This is a genomic window from Mesorhizobium sp. 43Arga (genome assembly GCF_053714255.1).
In genome coordinates this window covers 1-24,139 of the sequence record NZ_JBSKBO010000010.1, presented here as the reverse complement: position 1 = coordinate 24,139, position 24,139 = coordinate 1, and the positions used below count along the sequence as shown (strand labels likewise).

Below are 24,139 nucleotides of genomic sequence, written 5' to 3'. Positions count from 1 at the left end.
CCCAAAACCGGTTCCGACTTTTGGGATCATGCCCTAGCTACATCGGCCGGCGGATCGGCCGGATCTGCGCCGGTTCGACCACCTTGCGGTAGAGGTGCCAGGTGGCATGGCCAAGGATCGGCATGACCACGGCCAGACCGGCAAACAGCGGGATCGAGCCGATCACCAGAAGCACGGCAACCAGCAGGCCCCAAAGCGCCATCTGCAACGGGTTTGCCATCACCGCCCGGGCCGAGGTTTCGATTGCAGAGACGGCACCGACATCGCGGTCGAGCAGCAACGGGAAGGCAATCACCGTTGTGGCCAGCACCACCACGGCAAAGACAAAACCGGCCGCATTACCAAGCAGGATCAAGGTCCAGCCCTTGCCCGTCGTCAGCACGTCGCGGACAAACGCGCCGATCGAGGCCGGCGGCTGGTCGCCGAACAGGCTGGTGTAGATCGATTGCGCGGTGAACAGCCACAATAGGAACAGCGCAAACAACATGATGCCGATGACCGCGATCGACGGCAAGGCCGGAGAACGGCGCACGTCCAGTGCATGGCGCCAGTTCGTGTTCATGCCGAGCTCGCGCCGGCGGCTGATTTCATAGAGCCCGATCGCTGCAAATGGCCCGACGAGGGCAAAGCCCGACATCAAGGGGTAGACGAGCTGAATGGCGTTGGAACCCGAGCTCCACTGGGTCAGGATCAGGCCGACGATCGGGTAGATCAAACACAGGAACACGTAGTGGGACGGTTTTGCCCAGAAATCCTCGGCGCCGAGCTTGAGCGCGTCCCAGAGATCCGCCGTGGTGATACGGCGCACCGCGGGCTGCACATGCATCCCATAGGCGTCCGCCATGACATGAAAGCCGGCCATAACCATCCTCCCGTGAGTCGGGGGCGGTCACCGCCGTGATGGCCGCCCGCAGCTGCCACTAGTAGATGTGGCAGCATAGCCGATTTGCCGGGGGTTGTCGCCAAATGGATGATCTTGGACAGGTCTTCACGGGATTGTCATCACGCTCCCGGCAAAAGCCGGCGGCGCGGAACCTACCCCGGCGCGTTGAAGACCGCCTCGATATGGTGGCCGTCCGGATCGATGACGAAGGCGGCATAATAATGCGGACCATAGTCGGGCCGCGGACCCGGGGAGCCGTTGTCACGGCCGCCATGAGCAAGGGCTGCTGCATGAAATTGCGCGATGCTTTGACGATCCGGGGCGGCGAAGGCCAGATGAAAACCCGGACCAGGCGGCCGCTGCCCCTTCGGGCGAAGTTTGATCGCCAGCTTGTCGCCGCCGCCGGCGATCCCATAGCCCACCGCCTGGTCGGGCTCGCCGGACCTCAAATCATCCCAGACCCGGACATAGCCGAGCGGCGCCAGCACGGCATCGTAGAAGGCCGCCGAGCGCTCGATATTGGAGACGCCGAAGGAGATATGGCAGCATGTCCTGGAAAATCCCTGTCCTTGGCTGCTGTCGACCGCTTTCGTTCGTGCCGGCAGCCAGTGCTTAATTCACGGAATGTGATCGCCGGTCAGACGCCCGGACATACGGAAATCATGGTGCCCTTGAAGGCCTCGTTTGGCGAGCCGCCTCACCTCCTTTTAGAATCCACGCATTTTAGCAATTGCTTAAATTACCCATAGATATCCCGAGCGTATCACCTGGGCATTGTAAACCCTGGCGACGGACGATGTTCACATTGAGAGGCTTCTGGTCTTCGAAGCGCGGCAACTTTGCCATGGCGACCGCCATAGCGATGCTGCCGATAATGGTTGTGGTGGCCGGCGCGATCGATCTGACGGGCACGAGTGACGACGCCGCGCAATTGCAGAACTCGCTGGACGCGGCTGGACTTGCCGTCGGCACGAAGTACCTGCCCAGCATGGCCGAGAGTGATGTCGCGGCACTTGGGTTGACATTTTTTGCGGCCAATTTGAGCCTCGCCGACCAGCAGGAATATGCAGACAGCGTCTCGGCTTTTTCGGCAACCGCCAGCGGCGACCCGAGCGCCTATTACATCTCGCTTTCATCGAGCATCAACCGTCCGAGCTTCATCAATGGCGCGGCCCCATGGCCAGCTCACCGCTCGGCCACGGTCAAGATGAATCCCGGTGCGCAGGCCTGCATTCTGGCGCTCGATCCACATGCGTCGGCCGCAGTAAGCCTGCAGGGCTCGACCGATGTCTCCATGAGCAGCTGCGTCATCGCGGCAAACTCGGATGCGTCCGATGCTGTCAGCAGAGGCGGTTCCGCGCAGATTTCGGCGGGCTGTGTCTCGACCGTCGGCGGCACTTACGGGCTTTCGCCGCCCAGCGCCAATCTGACCTGCGGAGCCCCGCTCGAACATCAATATGCATCTTTCGATCCTCTGGCGGACGTCGTTCCTCCCCCTTACACATTGTGCCTGCCGGTCCCGAACGGCAGAACCTATACGCTGTCGCCCGGAACCTATTGCGACAAGACGTTGTCGGGAAACATCACGCTCAATCCGGGCGTCTACATCTTCCGAGGCGTTACCCTAAAACCCGGCGGCAACGGCAGCCTGACCGGTCAGGGCGTGACCTTGTTCCTCATGGAGGGCTCACAGATCACCATAAATGCCAATGAACAGGTGAACCTGTCCCCACCCACCAGCGGTCCCTACGCTGGCATCACCATTTTCGAGAACCGCGGCAACACATCGGCCCTGACGCTGAATGGCGGTGCAAATTCCGTGATCAGTGGGTTCGTCTATGCGCCGGACGCGGCGATGTCCTTTGCCGGCAACTCGGATATGAGCGGTCAGGGCGACTGTCTGAGGCTTGTTGGCTTGACCGTGCAGATGACCGGAAACTCATCCATCAAAACCGACTGCACGGCCGTTTTTGGAAATCGCGAGATGTATGCCAGCCGCCTCATCACGCTTGTGAAATGAGCAGTTGACCCGCATCTCCCACTCGGATTTTACCGCCCTGCCCGGCAAAAGCCATGATCGCCATTATGTCAGGTGGGCATGACAATCGCGAAAACTGCAAACTCCCCAATCTCGAATCCGAACAGGCGCACGTTGCTCAACGTCGCCGGCCTCGCAGCCATTGCCACGCTTTCCGGCTGCAGCACCGTCTCTGTACCGACGGGCGAAGGCGCAGGCGCCTCCTCCTCCGCCACGGCCACTCTGGCGGGCTTGCGCGCCACGGCCGGGCTCGGCCCGCTGGCACCGGACGCCCAGCTCGAACAGGCGGCGCTGCAGCAGGCCGGCTACATGGCGTCGCGCGAGCGCATGAGCCACTCAACGGGCTGGGGCAAGGATTTCGCCTCGCGCATGAAGGACAATGGCGTGCGGGGCGCCGCGGCCGAGAACATCGCCGAAGGCCGCTTCGACCAGCAAAAACTGTTCGACATCTGGATGCATTCGCAAGGCCACCGGCGCAACATGCTCGACCCGGATTTCAGCCGCTTCGGGCTGGCCTATGTCCGCGACGGACGCGACCCCGACCTGCGCTACTGGTCGCTGGTGCTCGGCAGGTAGCGTCTCCCCAAAGCCGTTTCGGCTACGCGCCAGCACCAACCGGCGCGCCAATCCCAGTCCATACGGCCGGCGCACCTCCCGCCGGCTCAGTCCATATGCGCCGCAGGCGCGCCGCCGCCGGCCGGCGCAGCCTTCGGCTTGCGCAGCAGGAAGACGAACGGGATGGCGGCCAACGTCATTACCATCAGTATTTTGAAGTCGTTGACGTAGGAGATCATCATGGCCTGGAGATTGACCATGCGATCGACCATCGACAGCGCCATCGGATCGCCGCCCGCCGCCGCCGGCGAGACCGCCCAGAGATTGGGATTGAACGGGTTGATGAAGGCCGAAAGCTCGGCGTGGTTGATCTGGGTGTTGCGCACCAGGAGCACCGTCACGACCGAGACGCCGATCGACGAGCCAAGATTGCGCACTAGGCTGAACAACGAGGTTGCATCGGTGCGGTAGCGTGCGTCGAGCGTGGCGAAGGCGACCGTCGACAGCGGCACGAACACCATTCCCATGCCCAGGCCCTGGATCACGCCGGAGCTGATGATCAGCCAGTTGTCCATCTGCGGGGTGAAGCTCGCCATGGTGTAGAGCGACTGGGCGGTCAGGAGGAAGCCGATGACGACGAGGATCCTGGCGTCGATCTTGCCCATGAGCCGCCCGACGACGAGCATCGAAATCATCGTGCCGACACCGCGCGGGCCGATGACGATGCCGATGGTGATCGTCGGGTAGCCGAAGATGGTCGACAGCATTGGTGGCAGCAGCGACATCGAGGCAAGAATGAGCACACCCATGACGAAGATGAACGCCAGCCCGGTCACGAAATTCTGGTCGAGGAAGATCTTCGGATCGATGAAGGGATGTTCCGCCGTCACTGTGTGAATGATGAACACCCAGAAGCCGGTGATCGCCAGGCCGAGTTCGATCCATATCTCGACCGAGGAAAACCAGTCGACCTCGCCGCCGCGATCCAGCATCAGCTGCAGCGCGCCGACGCCGAGCGATATCATGGCAAAGCCGAAGAAATCGAAGCTGCGCACGCGCCGGGCGACGGCCGGCAGATAGGCGGCCATGCCAAGGAAAGCGACGATGCCGACCGGCAGGTTGATGAAGAACACCCAGCGCCAGTTGAAATTGTCGGTCAGCCAGCCGCCCAGCGTCGGGCCCAGAATCGGTCCCAGCATGATGCCGGCGCCCCAGATGGCCATTGCCTGGCCGTGGCGCTCCTTGGGATTGATGTCGAGCAGGAAGGTCTGCGACAGCGGCACGATGGCGGCGCCGAACACGCCTTGCATCAGCCGGAACAGCACAATGGTTTCAAGGCTCCATGCCAGGCCGCACAGCATGGAGAAGATGGTGAAGCCGACCACCGCGGTCAGGAACAATTCCTTGCGGCCAAAGCGGTCGGCGAGCCACCCGGTGACCGGCGTCATGATGGCGGCGGCGACGATGTAGGAGGTGAGCACCCAGTTGATGTTGTCCGGAGAGGCGCCGAGATCGCCTGCCATGGTCGGCAGCGCGACATTGGCGATGGTGGTGTCGAGCGCCTGCATCACCGTCGCCAGCATGAGGGCGACCGTGATCAGGCCGCGATGCGGCACTTCTCGAAATGGCTCTGGCGTGCTCATGATGCGGAACTTCCAGCAGGTAACAAAAACGTGTACACAGGGGTTTCCGGGCGGCAAAGCCTTCCGATGAGAGACCTTCATCGCGGTGGGACGCGATTATCGATGTGGGGGTTACATCGACCGAAAGTCTCTGATGAGCGGATGCCTGCCGCCCGGAAACATGAGGACCGAAGGGTCCGTGTCGAAGATTTCAGATTTCGGCCTGGCCGCGACACGGCTTGAGCCAAACGCTGATCCTTCTCACGCCTCCCTCAGACCAATCCTTGGCTGTCCGCGTCCACCCGCCTGGCCGCCGCGGACTTCCGCCGACTTTACTGCGCGACCTCGCCAGCCGTGGCGTGGCCAAATATGGCGGGAAGGCCGCGGGCAACGCCGGTATCGACCGTGACCGAGGCGCTCATGCCGGTCCGCAGCGCCATCCTGGCGTCGGCATCGGCCAGTTCCAGGCGCACCGGGATGCGTTGCGTGACCTTGACCCAGTTGCCGGTGGCGTTCTGGGCGGGCAGCAGCGAGAATTCAGCACCCGTTCCCGCGCCGATCGCCTTGACCGTCGCCTCGAACGTCTTGCCCGGATAGGTGTCGACGACGATCTCGGCCTTCTGGCCCGGCTTCATGTTGGTGAGCTGGGTTTCCTTGAAATTGGCATCGATCCAGGTGTCGTCGGTCTCGACCAGCGAAAACAGCGGCGTGCCGGAGCCGACGAACTGGCCGACCTTGAAGGACGAGGCCTGGGAGACGACGCCATCGGCGGGCGCCTTCACCGTGGTCCGCGCCAGGTCGTAGGCGGCCTTGTCGCGCGCGGCGAGCGCGGCCATCACGGTCGGATGCTTGTCGGTTTCGATGTCGGGGTTGCCGCCGAGCGCGGCCTTGGCGCTGATGATACCCTGCTGGGCCATTGCGACCTGCTGCTTTGCCTTGTCGAGGTCGTTGCGGGCCTGATCCAGCGACGATTTCGCGTTGATGCCCTTCTGCGCGAGATCGGCGGCGCGGTCGTACTGCGACTGCGCATAGTCGACCTCGCTGCTGGCGGACTTCTCCTGCGCCATCGACTGGCTGTAGGCGGCGCGCAGCTGCTCGACATTGAGGCGCGCGGCGGCAACCGCGGCGTCGGCCTGGGCGAGCGCGATGCGGTAAGGCTCCGGATCGATGGTGAACAGAAGGTCGCCCTGCTTGACCATCTGATGGTCTGTTATGGCAACCTGGACGATGCGGCCGGCCGTGTCCGAGGCGATCGACACCTTGGCCTGCTGCAGATTGGCGTTCTCCGTCTCCTGGTAGCGTCCGCCGGTCACCCAGACATAGCCGCCACCGATGACCAGCGCCGCCGGCAAGACAAGCATCAGGAAGAAGCGGCCCGTGCGGCGCTTCTTCTTCGGCGCCGGGACCGGCTCCACGGGGGGAGCAACCGCGACAGGAGCCGCAGCCGGCTGGGCCGGCGCTTCCATCTCCACCTTGGCTGCGTTTTCGTTGACTTTGGCTACCGCGTTCATGCTACTGCGCCTTTCGTAGGCTCGACTTTTTCCGACGTATCGCCGTCGGCGAGATTCTGCGCCATCGCATCGAGCGCCCCGATCAGGATACGACGGTCCTCCGGCGAAACGCCGACAAGCGATTCCTCATAGACTTCGCCGGCCAGACTCTTGACCTCGGCGTAGGCCGCACTCGCCTTGGCGGTCGGGAAGATCATGCGCACGCGGCGGTCGGCGGCGTCGGCGCGGCGTTCGATCCAGCCACCTTCTTCCATCCGGTCGACGAGGCGCGAGACACTTATCGGCTCGATTTCGAGCAATTCCGCGAGCCGGGCCTGGGTAACGCCCTCTTCCTTGGCGACACGCACCATCAGGCGCCATTGCGCCGACGACAGGCCGAGCCCGCTGGCGCGCGTCTCAAAACGCTTGCGCATCAGACGCTGCACGTCATGGATCAGAAATCCCAGCCTGTCTATGCCATCAGAAACCATGAGCGACATATATAATAAGCGTGCTTACTATTCAAGATGCCCCGTCGCGACAAAAGCCGGCAAATGTGCATAGAGGTCGTGCAACGCGATCTTGGTTAGTGATTGGTGAACGCCCTCGTCCCTGGAAGACGGCCGGACAGGTGGAACCCGCCGTTTTTACAGCCGGTCTCTCACGACCAGCGTGACGACGAAGAAGGCGCCAAGCGAACTGGTGATGATGCCGATCGGCAGTTCCTGCGGCAGCAGCAGGGTACGCGCCAGAAGATCACTTGCCAGCAAGAGCACCGCACCGAACAGCGCACAGCTGGCGATCAAGCGCAGATGCAAGGGACCGGCCAGCGGGCGTGACAGATGCGGGATCATAAGCCCGACAAAGCCGATGACGCCGGCGACCGAGACGAGAACTGCCGTCGAGAAGGCGGCGACGAGAAACGTCGTCCTGCGCATCCGCGCCACCGGCACGCCGAGGCTCTCGGCGGCACTTTCACCGGCCAGGAAGGCGTCGAGCCTGCGATGGTTCCACAGACCGTAGGCCGCGATCGTGCCGGCGCCCAAGGCGCCCAGCCAGACATTGTCCCAGCGCGCAAGACCGAGCCCGCCCATCGTCCAGAACAGCACCGAATGGGCGGCGCGCTGGTCGCCGGCAAAGACCAGGTAGTTGGTCAGGGCGGTGAACAGGAAGGAGACGGCAAGGCCGGCGAGGATCAGCCGTTCCGGTCCCTGCCCCCTCACCCGCGCGACTAGAAGCAGGACGATGCAGGCGGCCAGTATGCCGCCGGTGAAGGCGGCGACCGGCAAGGTCCAGATGCCGAAACTGTCGCCGAAGACGGTGATGACGGAAACAGCGCCGGCGGCCGCCCCCGACGACAGGCCGAACAGGAAGGGATCGGCGAGATCGTTGCGGGTCACCGTCTGCAGCAAGGCGCCTGTTATGCCGAGGCCGCCGCCGACACAGACCGCCAGGATCGTGCGTGGCAGCCTGAGATCGACGACGATCTTGCCGACCGGGCCAGATGGCTGGTGCTCGTTCAACCCGACGGCATGGCCAAGCGAGGCGATGACGTCGGTCAGCGGGATCAGCGTCGAACCATATGCGATCGACAGCAGCACGAGGGCGACGACCGCCACCGTGCCCGCCACTATTGCCAGCGCGAATGCCTTGTGCCCTGAAAGCGCACCGGATTTATGCCCGGGGGCAAGAAGCATCAGAACGCTTCCGGATGCATCGCCTTGGCGATCTTGCCGATCGCCTCGATGTTTGCCGGCCCGGGCGTCAGTTCGGCATAGCGGAGCGCCACGAAGCGCTCGTTCTTGACCGCGTCCGTCTCTTTCATCGCCGGATGCGCCTTCAAGAAATCGAGCAGTTTCTTGTAGCCGCCGCCATCCTGGTAATCGAGCAGGATGAGGAATTGCGGATTGCGCGACGCCACGGTTTCCCAGTCCGTATTGCCCCAGCTGGTGTCCATGTCCGTCATGATGTTGTCGCCGCCGGCAGCTGATATCACGGCGCTCGGAATGGCGAATTTTCCGGCGGTGAACGGCTTGTCATCGCCTGAGTCATAGAGGAAAACCCGCGTCCCCTTTCGGTCGCCGACTTTCGCCGTGATGTCTGCCAATTGCGCCTTCCAGCCGGAGACAAGCTTTTCGGCTTCGGCGTCCTTGCCAAAGATTTTGCCCAGCTTTTCGACGTCGCCATAGAGCAGGTCCATCGAGGCTGCAGGCCTGGTCTTGTCGAGGTGGACGCAGCTTTCGCTCAGCACCAGCGTCTTGATGCCGTGCGGGGCGAGCGTGTCGGGCGTCACGTCGCCGCCCGGCTTCATGCCATAGTACCAGCCGGCGAAGAAGAAATCGGGCTCGACGGCGACGAGGTTTTCCAGCGTCGGGTATTTGGGCGCCAGTTCCGGGATGGAACCCTGCTCGGCCTTGAATTCGGGGCCGACCTTGTACCATCCGGTGATGCCGGTCAGGCCGACGATCGACGGCTGCAGCTTCAGCGCGAAGGCCATCTCGGCCATGTTGAGGTCATGGATGACGGCGCGCTTGGGCGGCGCGTCGAAGGTCAGCGGCTTGCCGCAGCTGTCGACGGTGACCGGGAAAGCGAAGGCTGTCGAGGCCAGCAGCGAGAAGACCAGCGACAGTGCGAGACGTTTCACGGATTTTGCTCCTTGGTTGAAAGGTATCGGACGGGGGATGGGTTCGATCAGGACGGCGGTGCGGCGCGGTTTGGAACATCGAACACCGTCAGTTCGCGGTCCTCGGTCGGATGGCGCAGGCGAAACACGTCGACCCCGAAAATCTCGCGGATCAGCTGTTGGGTCAGCGCCTCGCGCGGCGCGGCCAGCGCATGCAGCCGCGCTTGGCTCATCACCGCGACCCTGGTGGCGAAGGGTGCCACCAAAGCCAGATCGTGCAGCACCGCGATCACCGTCATGCCGAAGCCGGCCACCAGTTCGAGCAGCTCGCCTCGGGCGCGCGGATCGAGATGGTTGGTCGGCTCGTCGAGGAACAACACTTTCGGTTGCTGCGCGATGGCGCGCGCCAGCTGGGCGCGCTGGCGTTCGCCGCCCGACAGCGAGCCGATGGTGCGGCCAAGCAGCGGCAACAGGCCGGTCCGGCGCAACGCGTCGACGACGATGTCGCGCTCCTCGCTCCTGTGTCTCAGGCCGGCATGCGGGACGCGGCCAAGCTCGACATAGTCGATCACCGCCAGCCGCGGATCCGGCTGGTCGGTCTGGCCGACGACGGCGATGTGCAGGGCCCGCTCGGCGGTCGAGATCCGGTCCAGGCGGCGCCCGCCAAGCTTAACCTCGCCCGCACTTGGCCTGAGCATGCCCGACAGCATGCGCAGCAGCGTGGTCTTGCCGGCGCCATTGGGACCGATAATGGCAAGGCGATCGCCCGAGGCCACCGACAGGCTGACCGCGTGGACCAGATCGCGGCCATTCGCCATCGCGCAGAGGTCGCGGGCTTCGAGGAGTGGCGTTGTCATCGGCTGTTGCCCGCAAACTTGGCCGGTCCGGGAATGCGGGCCAGCGTCTTGCCGGCCAGCCGCGGCGGACGCTGTCCGGAATTGCACCAGCCGTCGGCGAGCGAGGCGTAAAGCCTGGCAAATCGCACGAGATCCCCGGCGTCGGCCTCGGCGTCGATGGAGCCGAAGAGATAGGAAGCCTTGCCCGGTGCCTGGAAGGCCACCGTCAGCGGCCGCGCGCAGCCCGCCATGCATTCGACGCCTTCGACCGTGAAGCCGTGCGCCACGGCGGGTTCATGATAGGCCGCGAGCCGGGACCGCAAATCCGCGCACAGGCTTTCGCCCGACCTGACCCCGGTCGGGATGTCACGGCAAAGCGTGCACACGATGATGCGATGATCGATGGCGCCGTCCAACTTTCCGTCACTTTCCAAAACTGGCGACGGAAGGATGTTGGCGAGCCGGCCGACAAGACCGACGTCCACGTCTCCTCCCGGCACACCCCGTCCGGTCAACTCAGCTGATGGCAGGTCTCCTGGCTGGCGGGTCTCAGCTCAATCCTGCCTTCCCAGCCTTGCCGGCCAGTGGCGTGTCGGATCTTGCTCACCGCTTACAGTTGCGGGGGCAGCCACGGTCTCGACCTTTTGCGGGCCTCACCGTGTTCCCTTTTCACCCCTTGCCTTTCAGCGCGGGGACCATCACCGGGTCATCGTAGATTTGCCCCCGGCACATCGCAACGATTCTTTTCTTGATGCCATCGCAGTCTTGCTCGATATGTAATAACATTACCTTTGAAAAGATATTTTCCGCAATGTCAAGACCCACCGACGCAGGCTATGCTGCCCCCGTCGGCAGACGTCGAAGGGAGGACAGGACATGCAGGCAATGCCGATAGCGCATCAAGCCGCGCAACCCGCAGTCGGCCCCATGTCCTCCTTGACCGGTTATCCGGCCGCCATCCTGTGCTGGCTGCTTTCGGCTGGTGTCTATATCGCGGCCAAATGGGTGGCGCCTGAAATGCCGCCCTGGGGCCTCTGCTTTTGGCGGCTGACGCTTGCTTGCGCCATCCTGCTGCCGATTGTGCACCGTCATCACGACGCGATGATCGGGCTTTTGCGAACCCGCGCCTTGGAGGTCGTCGCCGTGGGGGCGATCGGCCTCACGCTATGCCAGGGTATGATCTACCATGGCCTCAACGACACCAACGCCACCACGGCCGGCATCATCATGGCGCTTTCGCCTGTCATGACGATGGTGCTCGCGCGTTTCGTGCTTGGCGAACCGCTCGGACTGTGGAAGTCGCTTGGCGCGCTGGTTGCGCTCGCCGGAATGATTTTCATCGTTGCCCACGGGAATCTGACGGCGCTGCTGCAACTCAAGTTCAACACTGGCGAGCTCTGGATCGTCGGCAGCGCGTTCTGCTGGGCCCTGTACACCGTGCTTTTGCGCCGTGCCAAATTCGGCATCGAACTCCTGCCGATGGTCGTGCTGCTGCTCGGCGCCGGTGCGCTGGTCGCGTTGCCTTTCCATCTGTGGGAATTGTTCAACGACGCACGCTCCGCCATGGACGTCCACAGCGTTCTCGCGCTCGCCTATCTGGCAGGACCCGGCGGCGCCTTGATGTACTATCTCTACAACAAAAGTGTGGAAACACTCGGCGCGAGTCGGGCGAGCATGCTGCTCTACCTGCAGACGGTGTTCGTCGCCATGCTTGCCTATCTGCTGCTCGGCGAGGATCTCCACGATTACGATCTGATCGGTGCGGCGTTCATTGTCGCCGGCATCACACTCGCTACCGTGGTCAAACCCAGGTCAGTTCAACCGCGCGTGACGTAGAAATCCTCGGCAGCCCCCCAAACGAACAAGGCCCCTCCCGGGGCCTTGCACATCAAGCATGGCGGTAGGTTCTCCGCCCCTCACTTCCCCATCAACTGCTTGGCATTCTCCGCTGTGATCGCGGTCGTTTCCACCGTCACCGTCGGTTCCACCGAGGTCGCGCAGTCGAGCAGGATCTTCTTCGACATGTCGATCGCCTCCTTGGCACCCGTAGGATAGGTGAAGGTCGCTGCCCAGTCGCCCTTGGCAACGGCCTCTATGCCGCCGGCCGGCCCGGGCAGGCCATCTGTGCCGATGATCTTGACCTGCTTGCCAGCACCCTTGGCGGCGAGCAGCGCACCAGCCGCCATCATGTCGTTGGAGGCATAGAGCACCTTGATGTCGGGATGCGCCTGCAGCATGGCGGCGAAGGCGGTCTGGGCTTTGTCCGGCACCCAGTCGGCGGCCTGCTCGGCGACGACCTGGATCTTGGCGTTCTCCTTGACGCCGTCCTTGAAGCCGTTCAGCCGCTCGACCGCCGGCGTCGAGCTCGGCAGGCCTTCCAGCACCGCCGTCTCGCCGCCGTCCGGCAGCAAGGTCTTGGCGGTGTATTTGCCGGCCTCGAGTGCGATCTTGTAATTGTCGCCCCCGATGAAGGCGGTGTAGTCCTTGCCGGGATCGCCGACCGTCTTGCGGTCGAGCTCGATGACCGGGATGCCGGCATCCATGGCGCGTTTCACCGCAGGCGTCAGCGGCGCTGCCTCGAAGGGCGAGATCAGCAGCAGATCGACCTTCTGGGTGATGAAATTGTCGACCTGCGAGGTCTGCGTGTTGACGTTGCCGGCGCCGTCGGCGATCTGCAGCGTGAAGCCCGGCACTTCCTTGGCCGCCGCTGTCAGCTCGTCATTGACATGCTGGCGGTAAGGCTCGGCATTGTTGGCCTGCGAAAAGCCGATGATGAACTGGCCGTCCTTGGCGCAGGCCTTGACCATCGGGTCGGCGGCCTGGGCGGCTCCCGCGATGCACAGGCCGGCGCCCGCCAGAAGCACGACATGAAATGCGCGCCTCGTTCCTTGTCTCATGGTTTTCATACTCACTCTCCTCCTCGTCGGGCCGGGGGGCCAGACCTTGGTTTGACGTCGACTTTGCTGCCGTCTTCCTCCTAACGACCCAAACCCTCGCGGCGGCGGACGAGGGATTGAAGCACTGCCGCCAGCACGATGATCGCGGCGGTCGCGAGCAACTGCATGGCGGGCGTGATGTTGTTGAGCTGCAGGATGTTGGCGAGCGCGCCCAGCATGATGGTGCCGGCAACGGTGCCGACCATCGAGCCGGCGCCACCGAACAGGCTGGTGCCGCCGATGACAACGGCGGCGATCGCGGTGAGCTCGTAGCCCATGCCGTCATTGGCGCTGCCGAAATTGAACTGGCCGGCATGCACGATGCCGGCCAGAGCCGAGGCAAAGCCGGTGATGGCATAGACCGAGATCTTCACCATCGAGACGGGCACGCCGGAAATGCGCGCCGCGCGCTCATTGCCGCCGACGGCAAAGACATATCGGCCGAAACGCGTGGTGTTGAGCACGATGGTGGCGATCGCGGCAAAGACAATGAAGACGATGGTGGCGACCGGCACGGTGTTGTTGAACAGCCGCTCGCCGAGGATCGCGAACACTGGCGGAGCCAGGCCCGGCCCGTCGCCGTAGGAAATGTTGATGTACTGGTTGCCCGAGACGACCAGCGCCAGGCCGCGCGCCGCCTGCAAGCCGGCGAGCGTGACGATGAACGGTTCCAGCCGAAAGCGAGTGGAGATGGTGCCCTGGATGGCGCCGAAGACGATGCCCATGACCAGCACGGCGAGGATGGTGGGAATGAGACCGAAGCCGCCCGAGATCATCATCGATGCGGTGACGACGCTGGACAGGCCGAGCACCGCGCCCACCGACAGGTCGATGCCGGCGGTGATGATGACGAAGGTCATGCCGATGGCGATGATGCCGGTCTCCGACACGGCGCGCACGATGTTGGCGATGTTGTCGGGATCGAGGAACAGGATCTGGCCATGCCGGCGCGGCGAGAAGATGATGCCGCCGATCGCCACCACGACCAGGCCGATCAGGCTCTGGAAGCGCACCACCAAAGCGAGCGGATCGCGATGCCTTGGCGATGCCGCCGGCACCGCCGGGCTCGCCGTCACCGAAATCTTCTGTTCAGACATCAGGCCTCCCTGCCATTTGCCGCGTCAAGCACCGTGTGCTCGTCGACGCCGCCGATGAATTCCGCCACGTTGCGCCCTTCGCGCAGCACCACGATCCGGTCGCACAGGCCGATGAGCTCCGGCATCTCACTGGACGCGACCAGTATGCCGAGCCCCTGCGCCGCCAACTGCCTCAGCCGCGCGTAAATCTCGCCCTTGGCACCGACATCGACGCCGCGCGTCGGCTCGTCGAGCAGCAGCAGCCGGGGATTGCCGAGGATTTCCTTGGCCAGCACCACCTTCTGCTGGTTGCCGCCGGACAGCGCGCCGACGGCGATGTCGGGATTCTTCGGCCTGATATCGAACTGGCCGAAGGACTGCTTCACCGCATCCGCCTGGCGGCGCTGCGACATCAGGCCGAAGGGCGAGATGCGGCGGATCACCGACATGACCAGGTTGAGCCCCACCGCCATTCTGAGCATCAGCCCGCTGCCGCGCCGGTCGTCCGTGACGAAGGCGATGCCGGCCGCGCGGGCCGCCCTGATCGAATCCAGCCTTACAGGCCGGCCGTCTATGGCAACCTCGCCTTCCCAACGGCCGGACAGGCCGGTGCCATAGAGCGCGCTGAGCAGTTCGGTGCGCCCTGCCCCCATGATGCCGGCCAGCCCGACGATCTCGCCCGCCTTGACGTCGAGCGAGACACCGCTCGGCGGCTGCCAGCCGGCGCTTTCATGGGCGAGCCTGAAGCTGGCATTGCGCAAGCTGAGCAATGTCTTGCCGGCCTTCGTCGACCGTTCGGGATAAAGCTCGTCCAGCGGCCGGCCGACCAGAAGCCGGACCAGTTCGGCCTGCGGCGCGTGTGGCTCGGTAACGCCGGCGACGCGGCCGTCGCGCATCACCGTCACCCGGTCGGCGATCTGCGGCACCTCTTCCAGGCGATGCGAGATGTAGACGATGCCGACGCCGCTGGCGGCGAGTTTGCGCATGATGTCGAACAGCCTGTCGACCTCACCTACCGTAAGTGCCGCCGTCGGCTCGTCCATGATCAGCACGCGCGAGGCGTAGGACAGCGCCTTGACGATCGCCACGACCTGGCGCTGGCCGATCGACAGGTTCGCCACCATGCTGGCCGGGTCGATAGCCAATTCGATGGCTTCGAGCCGCTTGCGGGCCTCGCTGCGCATCGCCGGCACGTCGAGGAGGCCGCCCGGCCGCATCAGTTCGCGGCCAAGGAAAAGGTTGGCCGACACATCGAGCGTCGGCACCAGGTCGAGCTCCTGGAAGATGGTGGCGATGCCGGCCGCCTGCGCCTCGCGCGGGTTGTTGAAGGTGACCTGCTTGCCGTCGATGTGGATGGTGCCCTCGTCCGGCGCGTAGACGCCCGACAACAGGTTCATCAGCGTCGATTTACCGGCGCCGTTTTCGCCAAGCAGGGCATGGATCTCGCCCGCCTTGAGGTCGAAGTCGACGCCGCGCAGCGCCTGGACGCCGCCGAAGCGCTTGACGGCGCCGGTGACGGACAGCAGCGGCGCGCTCATGTTGACCTCGTGGCGGCCGGCCTCGCGCAGGACTCCCGCACCTGCAGCGCCGCCTGTAGCCGCACCGCCTGCGGTTCCAGGCCGGTCGATGCAATGCGGGTGCACAGCAAGGCGGCCGCCTGCCGTCCGATCTCGGTGCAGGGTTGCGCGACCAGCGTCAGCCGCGGCTCGAAGCAATCGGCCCATTCGAAGTCGTCGAAGCCGGCAAGCGAAAGGTCGCCAGGGATGGAGAGACCCCTTTCGCGAATGGCGCGGACTGCCCCGATCGTCGTCATGTTGTTGCCCGTGACCAATGCGCTGGGCGGCGACGGCAGGGACAGGATCGCATGGGTCGATACCGTCGCACTCGCCGTGTCGACATTCTCCGGCGAGACATAGTGCGGCAGGCATTCGAGTCCATTGGCGGTCAGCGAGGCGCGAAAGGCCTCGACGCGTTCGCGGGTCGTCGCCAGGCCCGGCTGGCCGGCGATGTAGCCGATGCGCTTGTGGCCGAAGGCGGCGACATGATCGATCAGCGAACGCATCGACGACTGGTTCTCGACGCCGATCTGGTCGAAACGGTCGTCGGCGAAACGGTCGATGAGCACGCAGGGCAGCTTCTTCTCGGCCAGGTAGTCGATGGCGCGCTGCGGCGCGCCCGACGGCGCCAGGATGACACCGTCGACGCGACGCTGGTGGAAGGCGCGCACCACCGAAAGCTCGCGGTCGGGGTCTTCCTGCGTGTCGGAGAGGAAGACCATGAGGCCGAGGCGCGCGCATTCGGCCTCCACCGCGCAGATGATGTCGGTGAAATAGGGGTTGGAAATCGCCGAGATCGCGAGGCCGACGCTGTTGGTCGAGGCCACTTTCAGCGACCGCGCCAGCTCGTTGGGCTGGTAGCCCATCGCGGCGATCGCGTCATTGATGAGCCGCGCCTTCTCCGGCGAGACAAAGCGGGTGCGGTTGATCACATGCGAGACGGTCGAGACCGATACGCCGACGCGGCGCGCGACCTCAGCCATTGTCGGCATGGCGACTCAAATGGAGTGCTGGCAAGCGCTCCTCCCTGATGATGCGTTCCAGTCCGCTCTCATTGGCTTTGGCGGATTTCGAGTGATGATAGTGCCATCGAAACGTTTGCGCAATCGATTCGATGACTTTGTCCGACCAAATTCGTGCGCGGCGCAATTTCGATCAAATTGCCACGCAAGAAAGCGGCAAGATGGTCCGGCCAAATGCGAGAAGTCATGAACCCGACCGAGAAAGCACTGTGGTTTGTCGAAAGCCATCTGCCGGAGGCTGTTACACTCGACGATGTCGCGGCAAGCAGCGGCGTGTCGCGCTTTCATGTGACGCGCGCCTTCGGCGCCGCCACCGGCCGCTCCGTCATGGGCTATATGCGCGCCCGCCGGCTGACCGAGGCGGCGCGCAGGCTGGCCGACGGGGCGCCCGACATCCTCTCGGTGGCGCTCGATGCCGGCTACAACTCGCATGAGGCCTTCACCCGGGCCTTCCGCGACCAGTTCGGCACGACGCCGGAACTGGTGCGCGCGCAAGGCTCGACCAAGACCCTCGACCTCGTGAAGCCGATCCTGATGGACCAGTCCTTTCTTGCCAACCTCGAGCCACCGCGCTTCGAGACCAGCCGGCCGTTCCTGATCGCGGGGCTGGGCGAACGCTACAACTGCGAGACCAGCGCCGGCATTCCGATGCAATGGCAGCGCTTCGGCCCCTTTATCGGCAACATTCCGGGCGAGACCGGCGACGTCGCCTATGGCGTCTGCGTCAACGGCGACGATGCCGGCAATTTCGACTACATCGCCGGTGTCGAGGTCACGGACTTTTCCGACCTTCCCGGGGAATTCAGCCGCGTGCGCATACCGGCGCAGAAATACGCGGTGTTTTCGCACCGCGAGCACATTTCAACCATCCGCCGTACAGTCAACACGATCTGGAACAAGTGGCTGCCGGCCTCCGGGCACGAGATAGCGGACGCGCCGGAATTCGAGCGCTATGGCCCGGAGTTCGATCCGCGCAGCGGCAATGGCGGGCTGGAGATCTGGATACCGGTCAAGTCCTAGGTATCGAGCAGACCGCACCTTGGCATGGGCCAAGGTGCGGTCCGCCGCTTCGCCTACTCCACGGTGAGAGCGACCTCATAGAGGCCGGGATGAGCCTGACCCAAGGCCCGGTTGCGGTCGAGAAAACCGTTGCTGCGCAGATGCTCGAAGACCCGCTGCATGGCCGCCTGATCCCGGGCCTGGGCGTAGTTGACGATCCGCGTGCCGTCGAGACTTCGGTGCAGGCTGGCGGACATCCAGCCGGCAATGCCGCGGCAACTTATTGCCGCCTCCTGCAGCAAGTCGATCAGCGCCTGCTGTCCGCCTTCGGGCACGGTGAAGACATTGATCTGGATGATGACGCCGGTGTCGGCGCGAATGATGGGCATTTTGCTTCTCCTTCGTTGGCGCCTGGCAAACGAAGGAACGCCGATCAGCGAAGACCCCGAACGCCAAGCCGGGCGTAAAAGCACGCCGTGGGCTTGCCGTGGGTTCCCATATTGGATGGGAACGGAGCTTCCAGCTTGTGGAAGGGAGCGGGCTTACCATATGCCGCTCCAGGGTCCTTTTCGACCCGCGTTTCATATCATCGACCCAAGGCGCCAACAACCCGTGCATCGTGGGATGCCGGACGGCGTTCGCTAGAGGTCGAGATCCCAGGTCTGCCCGACCAGATCCTTGCCGAAGGAATGGTGGCGCTCTTCATCGATCAGCTTGAAGCCCGCCGCCTGATAGATGCGGCGGGCCGAGCCCAGTATATCGTTGGTCCAAAGCGTCAGCGTCTTGTAGCCCTTGGCTCGCGCGAAGGCGATGCACTCGTCGACCAGGCGCGCGCCGATGCCAAGGCCGCGTGCCGAAGGCTCGACATAAAGCAACCTGAGCTTCGCCACCTCGGGCGACTTGCGCACGACGAAGACCGAACCGACGACCTCGCCATCGCGCTCGGCGATCCAGCTGCGCTCCCATTTCGGGTCGAAGGATTTGACGAACGCGGCAAGGATTTCGGCGACCAGCGCCTCGTAGGTTTCATCCCAGCCATAATCCTGCGCGTAGAGCATCCCTTGCCGGCGGGTGATCCAGCCGATGTCACCGATCTGCAGCGGCCGCAGCAGATAGGGGATTTTCGGCTCGGCGCTTTCGTCCAGCAGGGCCTGGATCGTCCGCATGGACTTCACCAGCCGGTCCTGCTCCGAAGCAGCCAGCCGATCGAGCAGCGCCGCGACCTGATCGTGCGAATCCTTGTTCAGCGGCGCGAAGGCATTCCTGCCCGCCGGCGTCAGCGCAATCGAGGATTGCCTGGCATCCGAAACCAGCGTCGACCTGGAGATGAGGTCAAGGCGTTCGAACTTCTTCAGCAGACGGCTGACATAGCCGGCGTCGAGACCGAGATCGCGCCCGAGGTCGGTCGCGGTCAGGCCGTCGCGGTGCGCCAGTTCGTAGAGCACACGCGCCTCGGTCAGCGAGAAGGCGCTTTTCAACAGCCCCTCGTCGAGCAGGCCGATCTGGCGGGTGTAGAAGCGGTTGAAAGCCCGCACCGCATCGATCAGCGCCTTGTTGGGCGCTTCGTTGCTGGGCTGATGGTGAATCGTCATGGGTATCTCCTGTCTTTACAGGATCAACCATTTACTTGACGGAGTCAATTATATGACGTGATCACATCATCGGCAACACCGGCCAGCGATCGACGATTCTGCCCTGGGAAAGCACGGCGATCGGCCCGAATTGCTGCAGCACGGCCTCGCTCTGCGTCGGCCGCAGGAACGCGTAATCGCCCGACCTGGCGACGCTGTCCGCGGGCAGGCCCATGAATTGCTGGTTGGAGGACGGGCCGAGCAGGCCATTCGTCTTCATGCCTTCGGGAAAGACCGGCTCGGCCATCCACTTGCCGCCATAGAGGTAGCAGCCCTTGCGCGGAAACCGGCCGAGTGCCTGCAGCAGGCGGGAAACGGCCGGCGGACCCGGCAGCATCGGCTCGACCACTTTCAGGATCGGCGTCGCGATGAAGACGGCCGGCTGGAAGCCGTCGAGGCCGGCTGTGTCGAAATCGCTGGGCAGCACGAAGGCCGACCCCATCGACACTTCATTGGCCATGCCGCCATGATGCAGCAGCGCGGTCTTGCTGCCGCCAATGTTCAGGATGCGGCGCTGGTCCGGACCGAGGCGCGCCACGAAAGCGGCGGCCCGCTCCGCGGCCTGCGCCAACGCCTTGGCCGGCCCGCCGAACAGGCCGGGAATGTGCGGTGCATGCGCCTCATAGGCCATGACGCCTTCGCAACGCAGCCGTTTGTGGGCTGCCAGCGCGCTTAATGCTTTCGACAGGTCCTCCAGGCTGGCGAAGCCGCCGCGATGCAGCCCGACATCGATCTCGAAGGCGATGCGCAGTTCGAGATCGAGTTCGGTCGCGAGAGCGCCATATTCAGCCAGCCTTTCGCCACTGTCGATCAGCCAGCAGACACGCGACCAGTCGGCGCCACCCTTCACCAGCGCCGCCCTTGCCGCGCCGACCGGCATCGGCTTGCCGTACAGGAGACCCGCATCGGGAAACGCCGCCAGCACCGCCGCGCTGATCGGCGGATGGAAAGTCATGAAGCGGTCGGTTCCAAGCGCCTTGCCGATGTGCGAAAGCAGCGGCAGGCAAGCGAGCGACTTGTCGACCAGCCGCACCGCAAGGCTGGGATCAAGCCTGGCTTTGACCAAGGCAATGTTGCCATCCAGCCGGTCGAGGTCGAGTAACAGACAGGGCCGGAAGATGCCGGCGGTTTTCAGTGCTGCGGAGAGCGCGGCGAAATAGGCGCTCATCGTTCGATGCCAAAAGGACTGGGTTCAATGCCGAACAGGCCGGCCATGTAGGGCGAGACGAAGCGGTTCTGCGGATCGATGTCGCGGCGCACCGCCATGGCGTCGTCCCAACGGGGATACAGCTTCTTGAAATCCGCCGCCTTCAGGCTGTGCATCTTGCCCCAATGCGGCCTGCCGCCATATCTGCGGAAGATCGGTTCTGCCGCTTGCATGAACGGCAGCGGATCGCTCGCCGCATCATGGTGGATGGCGATCGAACATGTCGGCCTGTTGTAGAAGGGCGAGAGCCAGAACTGGTCGGGCGCGACGCTGCGCACCTCCATTGGGAAATAGACTTCGGGAAAGCGCTTTTCGGTCAGCTCGATGATCTCGGCCAACGCCTTCGGCCCCTCCTCGAACGGAAGGTGATATTCCATCTCGTTGAACTTGGTCTGCCGGTCGCTGGCATAGACGTTGAGCCAGTCCTGCACATAGTCCTCAGCGGGCACTTTCGCGACGGCACCGAGGATCAGCCGGCGACGCAGTGACGGCAGCCAGGCGAGCCCGGTGCGCAACCGGCGCAGCGTGCGCAAGGAGCCTTCATCATCGTCGGTCGGGCGCGTGGTGGTCGCCTCGGTGCTGAAGTCGCTGGCGATGAACTGCGCATGGCCGGAAAACGGAATGTAGTAGAATTCGGCCGAGCGGTGCGCGGTCATCATCTTTTCGAAGTCGCGAAGCATGTCGCCGATCGGCAGCACCCATTTGCGGCGGCGCAGCCGGTAGGTCGCGATGTTGTTCAGCGTCACTTCGCTCAAGACACCGAACGCACCGAGCGCGACGCCGATGGCGTGGATCATGTCCTGATCCCCTGCCCTGGTGAAGTCGCGAACCTTGCCAAGCCCGTCGACGATCTGCACCGTCTCCAATTGCGTATGATAGGCGCCGAGCGTCGGCCCCGAGCCATGGGTGGCGGTTCCCATCGCGCCGCCGATCGCCTGGCGGTCGATGTCGCCCATATTGGGCAGGCCCTGGCCGATGCCCTCCAGGATGTGCATGAGCGGACCAAGCCGGGTCCCTGCCTTCACGCGTGCCTGATGCTTTTGCGGGTCATGCGAGACCAGCCCTTCCAGCTTTTCCAGAGACAGGATCGTGCCCTCGGATTTCACCAGCGGGGTGAAGGAGTGACCGGCACCGGCGACACGGACCGGGCCGGGTGCGGTGCGAACGAGATCACCAATTTCGCCAGCATCGGCGGGGCTCGCTATCAGCCGCGGCGCGGCGGTGACAAAACCGGACCAGTTGCTCCAGATGTTCGACATGGCACTCACGCAACAACCTGGCGACGCCGCGCCACGAGGACGAACAGGCCGAGCAACAGCACACTGGCCAAGGCACTGCCGGCGGCGAATTCCGGAACCGGGCGGAAATCCTTGCCGTCGATGAGCAGCGACGCCGCAACCGGCCCGATCGCCAGGCCGAAGAGCTGCGCGGCCGGCACCAAGAGCACGGCGGTGCGGGTGTCATCGGCCGTGATCGCCAACCGGATCTGGTAGGGCACGATGAACAGGAGGATGAAACCCATGACCAGCGCGGCGACCCAGAAGGTGGTGAGGGCAGGTCCGCTGGCCAGCACGAGCGAGGCGACAAGCGCGACGGTGCCAATGACCGTGATGGCAATGCGGTAATCGATGCGCGCTTCGAACGCGGTCGCCATCATCGCCCCCGAGACCTGCACCGCGAGGCTGGCCGAGACGATCAGGCCGACGGTGCGGCCGTCGATGCCGAATTGTGCGCCAAGCGGCTCCAGAAAGGCCCAGACCGCACCGAAGAACATGAAGTAGCAGAAGACCGACAGCAGCGCGGTGATCGAGGGAACCGTCAGCACATTGGCCAGATTTTCTTCCTTCGGCAGGTCGGCATAGTCACCAGGGACGATGAAGGCGACGACGAGCGACAGGACGCAGACGACCGCGAGAACGAGGAAGCCGCCAGCCGATCCGGCCGCCGGGATGACATAGAGCGCCAGCAGCAGGGCAAGCGCACACTGCGCCAGCGTCTGCATGGTGACGAAAAAGCCGCCGATGCGCTCGGCGCGCCGCGAACGAGCGATCAATTCGGTGGCGACCGCGACCAGCCCGCCTTCGGCAAGGCCGGCCAAGGCGCGTGCCGCCATCAGCGTATTGGCGCCGGCGGCATAGGCCGTCCAGACATTCGCCAGCGCCAGCAGCAGCAGCAGCACCGCACTCTTCCAGCGCATGTTGCGGGCCGAAAGCAGCATCGCCACGATTGCCGAACCGACGGCAATGGCGATCATCTCGGCGGTGGCGACCAACGCCAGTTCGTCGCCGCTGACATGGCCCTCTGTATAGAGCGCGCCGAGCAGCACTGGCTGCAGGCCGAGTATGAGCAGGCCGACCGATCCGATCCACAGCGCCGAGGCAAGCTGCCCGCCAGTCGGGTTGCCGACCAGCCAGTCGCCGCCGGCAGCATGGCCGGCACTTGTCGAAGTCAAAGGCGCCTCCCAACGTCCTTGCCGCACGGCAAAAAAGCTGACAATCTGTCAGCATTTCAGAAACTGATACTTGATCATATTTTTTGTCAACCAGAATTTGGCAATTCGTGCGAAAGACCGGTGCATGGTGGAAGGAAGGCGAACAGCGACCGAACCGAGGCGCAAGCCCAAGCAGGAGCGCAGCCGCGAGCGCATCGACGCCATCCTGTCGACGACCATGCGGCTGATCGGCGAGAAGGGCATTGACGCCGTCACCATGAAGGAAGTCGGCGCGTTGGCGGGCGGGCCGATCGCCACCGTCTATCACTACTTCCCCAACAAGTCGGCGATCCTGGCGATGCTCTATGAGCGGTTCTCGGAACTGAGCCGCGCGCGATTGACTGATATCCTCGCCGATGTCCGCGAAGCCAAGGACGTCATTGCCGCTGCCGACCGGTTGCTTGACGACTACCTCGGCCGCGTCGCCGGCGATCCGGCCATCCAGGACCTGCAGAACGCTATCCAGGCCGACAAGGCGCTGAAGAATCTCGACATCGCCGAAACCCGGCATCAGGCCAGGATGTTCTGCGACCATGTCACCGCCTTGATCGAGCCGGGCAAGCATGAGCAGTTCGAACGCATGGTTCTGTTGATCTTCCAGCTCGCCGGTGGCGTGGTGCGCCTGGCGCTCGCCGAGGGCGAAGCGGAAAGCCGCCGGACGATCGAGGATTACCGCTCGATCATCCACACCCAGTTGCGGCTGTTTCTGTAGGCCCCAATCCGTGGAAAAAATTACCATCTTTCGAGGCTGCCGCGCGCCTTGACTCTCACAGGTCGGCGGCCTATTTCAGCGCCACGTTAGCACTCGCCCTTGGTGAGTGCTAACTATGTGTCCGGTTTCGCCGGACGGAGGAACTGTTTCTCACCGTTCTCATTCGAGGAAGAAAAAATGGCAAAGTCGAAGTTCCGCCCGCTTCATGACCGCGTGGTCGTTCGCCGGGTCGAATCCGAATCCAAGACCGCCGGCGGGATCATCATCCCGGATACGGCAAAGGAAAAGCCGCAGGAGGGCGAGATCATCGCCGTCGGCTCCGGCGCGCGAGACGAAAGCGGCAAGCTGGTCCCCCTGGACGTCAAGGCTGGCGACCGCATCCTGTTCGGCAAGTGGTCGGGCACCGAAGTCAAGCTCAATGGCGAAGACCTTCTGATCATGAAGGAATCCGACATCATGGGC

General features: G+C 64.0%; 24 protein-coding genes and 1 riboswitch. Of the genes, 6 read left to right on the top strand and 18 right to left on the bottom strand.

Going from position 1 to position 24,139, the window contains the following annotated elements:
• Positions 1-37 precede the first annotated feature (37 nt).
• Together ACWGS8_RS27875 and ACWGS8_RS27870 are read right to left on the bottom strand one after the other, a co-directional pair.
• Positions 38-862 carry a DUF2189 domain-containing protein gene (locus ACWGS8_RS27875; RefSeq protein ID WP_454583944.1) on the bottom strand — a complete coding sequence of 275 codons (825 nt, stop codon included), beginning with the start codon at positions 860-862 and terminating at the stop codon, positions 38-40.
• 173 nt (positions 863-1,035) lie between these two features.
• Positions 1,036-1,422: a VOC family protein gene (locus tag ACWGS8_RS27870; protein WP_454584169.1), complete on the bottom strand. Its 387-nt coding sequence runs from the start codon at positions 1,420-1,422 to the stop codon at positions 1,036-1,038.
• 257 nt (positions 1,423-1,679) lie between these two features.
• On the opposite strand from ACWGS8_RS27870, the gene ACWGS8_RS27865 reads away from it, so the two are divergent.
• Together ACWGS8_RS27865 and ACWGS8_RS27860 are read left to right on the top strand one after the other, a co-directional pair.
• Positions 1,680-2,903 carry a TadE/TadG family type IV pilus assembly protein gene (locus ACWGS8_RS27865; RefSeq protein WP_454583943.1) on the top strand — a complete coding sequence of 408 codons (1,224 nt, stop codon included), beginning with the start codon at positions 1,680-1,682 and terminating at the stop codon, positions 2,901-2,903.
• Positions 2,904-2,981: 78 nt separating this feature from the next.
• On the top strand, positions 2,982-3,497 hold the full coding sequence (locus ACWGS8_RS27860) for a CAP domain-containing protein (RefSeq protein ID WP_454583942.1): 516 nt from the start codon (positions 2,982-2,984) through the stop codon (positions 3,495-3,497).
• 86 nt (positions 3,498-3,583) lie between these two features.
• Here the strand turns inward: ACWGS8_RS27860 and ACWGS8_RS27855 are convergent, their stop codons facing one another.
• From ACWGS8_RS27855 to ACWGS8_RS27825, 7 genes are all read right to left on the bottom strand, one after another.
• Positions 3,584-5,119: a DHA2 family efflux MFS transporter permease subunit gene (locus tag ACWGS8_RS27855; protein ID WP_454583941.1), complete on the bottom strand. Its 1,536-nt coding sequence runs from the start codon at positions 5,117-5,119 to the stop codon at positions 3,584-3,586.
• A gap of 311 nt (positions 5,120-5,430) precedes the next feature.
• A complete protein-coding gene (locus ACWGS8_RS27850) occupies positions 5,431-6,609 on the bottom strand; it encodes an HlyD family secretion protein (RefSeq protein ID WP_454583940.1) in 1,179 nt (392 codons plus the stop codon).
• Positions 6,606-7,079 carry a MarR family winged helix-turn-helix transcriptional regulator gene (locus ACWGS8_RS27845; protein WP_454584168.1) on the bottom strand — a complete coding sequence of 158 codons (474 nt, stop codon included), beginning with the start codon at positions 7,077-7,079 and terminating at the stop codon, positions 6,606-6,608. The genes ACWGS8_RS27850 and ACWGS8_RS27845 overlap by 4 nt, the downstream gene beginning before the upstream one ends.
• Before the next feature lie 156 nt (positions 7,080-7,235).
• Complete coding sequence (locus tag ACWGS8_RS27840) at positions 7,236-8,285, bottom strand: FecCD family ABC transporter permease (RefSeq protein WP_454583939.1); 1,050 nt, start codon at positions 8,283-8,285, stop codon at positions 7,236-7,238.
• Positions 8,285-9,232 (bottom strand): ABC transporter substrate-binding protein, encoded by a 948-nt coding sequence (locus tag ACWGS8_RS27835; RefSeq protein WP_454583938.1) that lies wholly within the window; start codon positions 9,230-9,232, stop codon positions 8,285-8,287. The genes ACWGS8_RS27840 and ACWGS8_RS27835 overlap by 1 nt, the downstream gene beginning before the upstream one ends.
• A 47-nt stretch (positions 9,233-9,279) precedes the next feature.
• A complete protein-coding gene (locus ACWGS8_RS27830) occupies positions 9,280-10,068 on the bottom strand; it encodes an ABC transporter ATP-binding protein (RefSeq protein ID WP_454583937.1) in 789 nt (262 codons plus the stop codon).
• Positions 10,065-10,463 carry a DUF1636 family protein gene (locus ACWGS8_RS27825; protein ID WP_454583936.1) on the bottom strand — a complete coding sequence of 133 codons (399 nt, stop codon included), beginning with the start codon at positions 10,461-10,463 and terminating at the stop codon, positions 10,065-10,067. Before ACWGS8_RS27825 ends, ACWGS8_RS27830 begins: the two co-directional genes overlap by 4 nt.
• Before the next feature lie 92 nt (positions 10,464-10,555).
• A riboswitch (cobalamin riboswitch) is annotated at positions 10,556-10,762 on the bottom strand.
• Positions 10,763-10,923: 161 nt separating this feature from the next.
• Here ACWGS8_RS27825 and ACWGS8_RS27820 point away from each other — a divergent pair.
• Entirely contained in the window at positions 10,924-11,883 is a 960-nt protein-coding gene (locus ACWGS8_RS27820) for a DMT family transporter (RefSeq protein WP_454583935.1), read from the top strand.
• A gap of 80 nt (positions 11,884-11,963) precedes the next feature.
• On the opposite strand, the gene ACWGS8_RS27815 is transcribed toward ACWGS8_RS27820, so the two are convergent.
• The 4 genes from ACWGS8_RS27815 to ACWGS8_RS27800 form a co-directional block, all read right to left on the bottom strand.
• Entirely contained in the window at positions 11,964-12,953 is a 990-nt protein-coding gene (locus ACWGS8_RS27815; protein WP_454583934.1) for a substrate-binding domain-containing protein, read from the bottom strand.
• 71 nt (positions 12,954-13,024) lie between these two features.
• Positions 13,025-14,080 (bottom strand): ABC transporter permease, encoded by a 1,056-nt coding sequence (locus ACWGS8_RS27810; protein ID WP_454583933.1) that lies wholly within the window; start codon positions 14,078-14,080, stop codon positions 13,025-13,027.
• Positions 14,080-15,597, bottom strand: a complete 1,518-nt coding sequence (locus ACWGS8_RS27805) for a sugar ABC transporter ATP-binding protein (protein WP_454583932.1) — start codon at positions 15,595-15,597, stop codon at positions 14,080-14,082. Before ACWGS8_RS27805 ends, ACWGS8_RS27810 begins: the two co-directional genes overlap by 1 nt.
• A complete protein-coding gene (locus ACWGS8_RS27800; protein ID WP_454583931.1) occupies positions 15,594-16,607 on the bottom strand; it encodes a LacI family DNA-binding transcriptional regulator in 1,014 nt (337 codons plus the stop codon). Before ACWGS8_RS27800 ends, ACWGS8_RS27805 begins: the two co-directional genes overlap by 4 nt.
• A gap of 216 nt (positions 16,608-16,823) precedes the next feature.
• Here ACWGS8_RS27800 and ACWGS8_RS27795 point away from each other — a divergent pair, with 216 nt between their 5' ends.
• Complete coding sequence (locus ACWGS8_RS27795) at positions 16,824-17,657, top strand: AraC family transcriptional regulator (RefSeq protein ID WP_454583930.1); 834 nt, start codon at positions 16,824-16,826, stop codon at positions 17,655-17,657.
• 53 nt (positions 17,658-17,710) lie between these two features.
• Here ACWGS8_RS27795 and ACWGS8_RS27790 read toward each other — a convergent pair whose 3' ends face one another.
• The 5 genes from ACWGS8_RS27790 to ACWGS8_RS27770 all read right to left on the bottom strand — a co-directional run bounded on the left by ACWGS8_RS27790 (position 17,711) and on the right by ACWGS8_RS27770 (position 22,926).
• Complete coding sequence (locus ACWGS8_RS27790) at positions 17,711-18,025, bottom strand: antibiotic biosynthesis monooxygenase family protein (protein WP_454583929.1); 315 nt, start codon at positions 18,023-18,025, stop codon at positions 17,711-17,713.
• A 252-nt stretch (positions 18,026-18,277) separates the two neighbouring features.
• Positions 18,278-19,228 carry a bifunctional helix-turn-helix transcriptional regulator/GNAT family N-acetyltransferase gene (locus ACWGS8_RS27785; protein WP_454583928.1) on the bottom strand — a complete coding sequence of 317 codons (951 nt, stop codon included), beginning with the start codon at positions 19,226-19,228 and terminating at the stop codon, positions 18,278-18,280.
• Between the two features lie 61 nt (positions 19,229-19,289).
• On the bottom strand, positions 19,290-20,435 hold the full coding sequence (locus ACWGS8_RS27780; protein ID WP_454583927.1) for an alanine racemase: 1,146 nt from the start codon (positions 20,433-20,435) through the stop codon (positions 19,290-19,292).
• Entirely contained in the window at positions 20,432-21,733 is a 1,302-nt protein-coding gene (locus ACWGS8_RS27775; RefSeq protein ID WP_454583926.1) for a D-arabinono-1,4-lactone oxidase, read from the bottom strand. The genes ACWGS8_RS27780 and ACWGS8_RS27775 overlap by 4 nt, the downstream gene beginning before the upstream one ends.
• Before the next feature lie 5 nt (positions 21,734-21,738).
• Positions 21,739-22,926, bottom strand: coding sequence for an MFS transporter (locus ACWGS8_RS27770; protein ID WP_454583925.1), 1,188 nt, complete (start codon positions 22,924-22,926; stop codon positions 21,739-21,741).
• Between the two features lie 124 nt (positions 22,927-23,050).
• On the opposite strand from ACWGS8_RS27770, the gene ACWGS8_RS27765 reads away from it, so the two are divergent.
• A complete protein-coding gene (locus ACWGS8_RS27765) occupies positions 23,051-23,677 on the top strand; it encodes a TetR family transcriptional regulator (RefSeq protein WP_454583924.1) in 627 nt (208 codons plus the stop codon).
• A gap of 177 nt (positions 23,678-23,854) precedes the next feature.
• The coding region (gene groES, locus ACWGS8_RS27760; protein ID WP_454583923.1) for a co-chaperone GroES at positions 23,855-24,139 on the top strand (285 nt) is incomplete at its 3' end.

What these genes read in the sequence shown, in the direction of transcription:
- ACWGS8_RS27795 (WP_454583930.1), top strand. Translation starts at nt 16,824, where the DNA reads ATGAACCCGACCGAGAAAGCACTGTGGTTTGTCGAAAGCCATCTGCCG.
- ACWGS8_RS27785 (WP_454583928.1), bottom strand. Translation starts at nt 19,228, where the DNA reads ATGACGATTCACCATCAGCCCAGCAACGAAGCGCCCAACAAGGCGCTG.
- ACWGS8_RS27820 (WP_454583935.1), top strand. Translation starts at nt 10,924, where the DNA reads ATGCAGGCAATGCCGATAGCGCATCAAGCCGCGCAACCCGCAGTCGGC.
- ACWGS8_RS27790 (WP_454583929.1), bottom strand. Translation starts at nt 18,025, where the DNA reads ATGCCCATCATTCGCGCCGACACCGGCGTCATCATCCAGATCAATGTC.
- ACWGS8_RS27775 (WP_454583926.1), bottom strand. Translation starts at nt 21,733, where the DNA reads ATGTCGAACATCTGGAGCAACTGGTCCGGTTTTGTCACCGCCGCGCCG.
- ACWGS8_RS27860 (WP_454583942.1), top strand. Translation starts at nt 2,982, where the DNA reads ATGACAATCGCGAAAACTGCAAACTCCCCAATCTCGAATCCGAACAGG.
- ACWGS8_RS27845 (WP_454584168.1), bottom strand. Translation starts at nt 7,079, where the DNA reads ATGGTTTCTGATGGCATAGACAGGCTGGGATTTCTGATCCATGACGTG.
- ACWGS8_RS27850 (WP_454583940.1), bottom strand. Translation starts at nt 6,609, where the DNA reads ATGAACGCGGTAGCCAAAGTCAACGAAAACGCAGCCAAGGTGGAGATG.
- ACWGS8_RS27810 (WP_454583933.1), bottom strand. Translation starts at nt 14,080, where the DNA reads ATGTCTGAACAGAAGATTTCGGTGACGGCGAGCCCGGCGGTGCCGGCG.
- ACWGS8_RS27830 (WP_454583937.1), bottom strand. Translation starts at nt 10,068, where the DNA reads ATGACAACGCCACTCCTCGAAGCCCGCGACCTCTGCGCGATGGCGAAT.
- ACWGS8_RS27875 (WP_454583944.1), bottom strand. Translation starts at nt 862, where the DNA reads ATGGCCGGCTTTCATGTCATGGCGGACGCCTATGGGATGCATGTGCAG.
- ACWGS8_RS27815 (WP_454583934.1), bottom strand. Translation starts at nt 12,953, where the DNA reads ATGAAAACCATGAGACAAGGAACGAGGCGCGCATTTCATGTCGTGCTT.
- ACWGS8_RS27805 (WP_454583932.1), bottom strand. Translation starts at nt 15,597, where the DNA reads ATGAGCGCGCCGCTGCTGTCCGTCACCGGCGCCGTCAAGCGCTTCGGC.
- ACWGS8_RS27800 (WP_454583931.1), bottom strand. Translation starts at nt 16,607, where the DNA reads ATGCCGACAATGGCTGAGGTCGCGCGCCGCGTCGGCGTATCGGTCTCG.
- ACWGS8_RS27765 (WP_454583924.1), top strand. Translation starts at nt 23,051, where the DNA reads ATGGTGGAAGGAAGGCGAACAGCGACCGAACCGAGGCGCAAGCCCAAG.
- ACWGS8_RS27840 (WP_454583939.1), bottom strand. Translation starts at nt 8,285, where the DNA reads ATGCTTCTTGCCCCCGGGCATAAATCCGGTGCGCTTTCAGGGCACAAG.
- ACWGS8_RS27865 (WP_454583943.1), top strand. Translation starts at nt 1,680, where the DNA reads ATGTTCACATTGAGAGGCTTCTGGTCTTCGAAGCGCGGCAACTTTGCC.
- ACWGS8_RS27855 (WP_454583941.1), bottom strand. Translation starts at nt 5,119, where the DNA reads ATGAGCACGCCAGAGCCATTTCGAGAAGTGCCGCATCGCGGCCTGATC.
- ACWGS8_RS27780 (WP_454583927.1), bottom strand. Translation starts at nt 20,435, where the DNA reads ATGAGCGCCTATTTCGCCGCGCTCTCCGCAGCACTGAAAACCGCCGGC.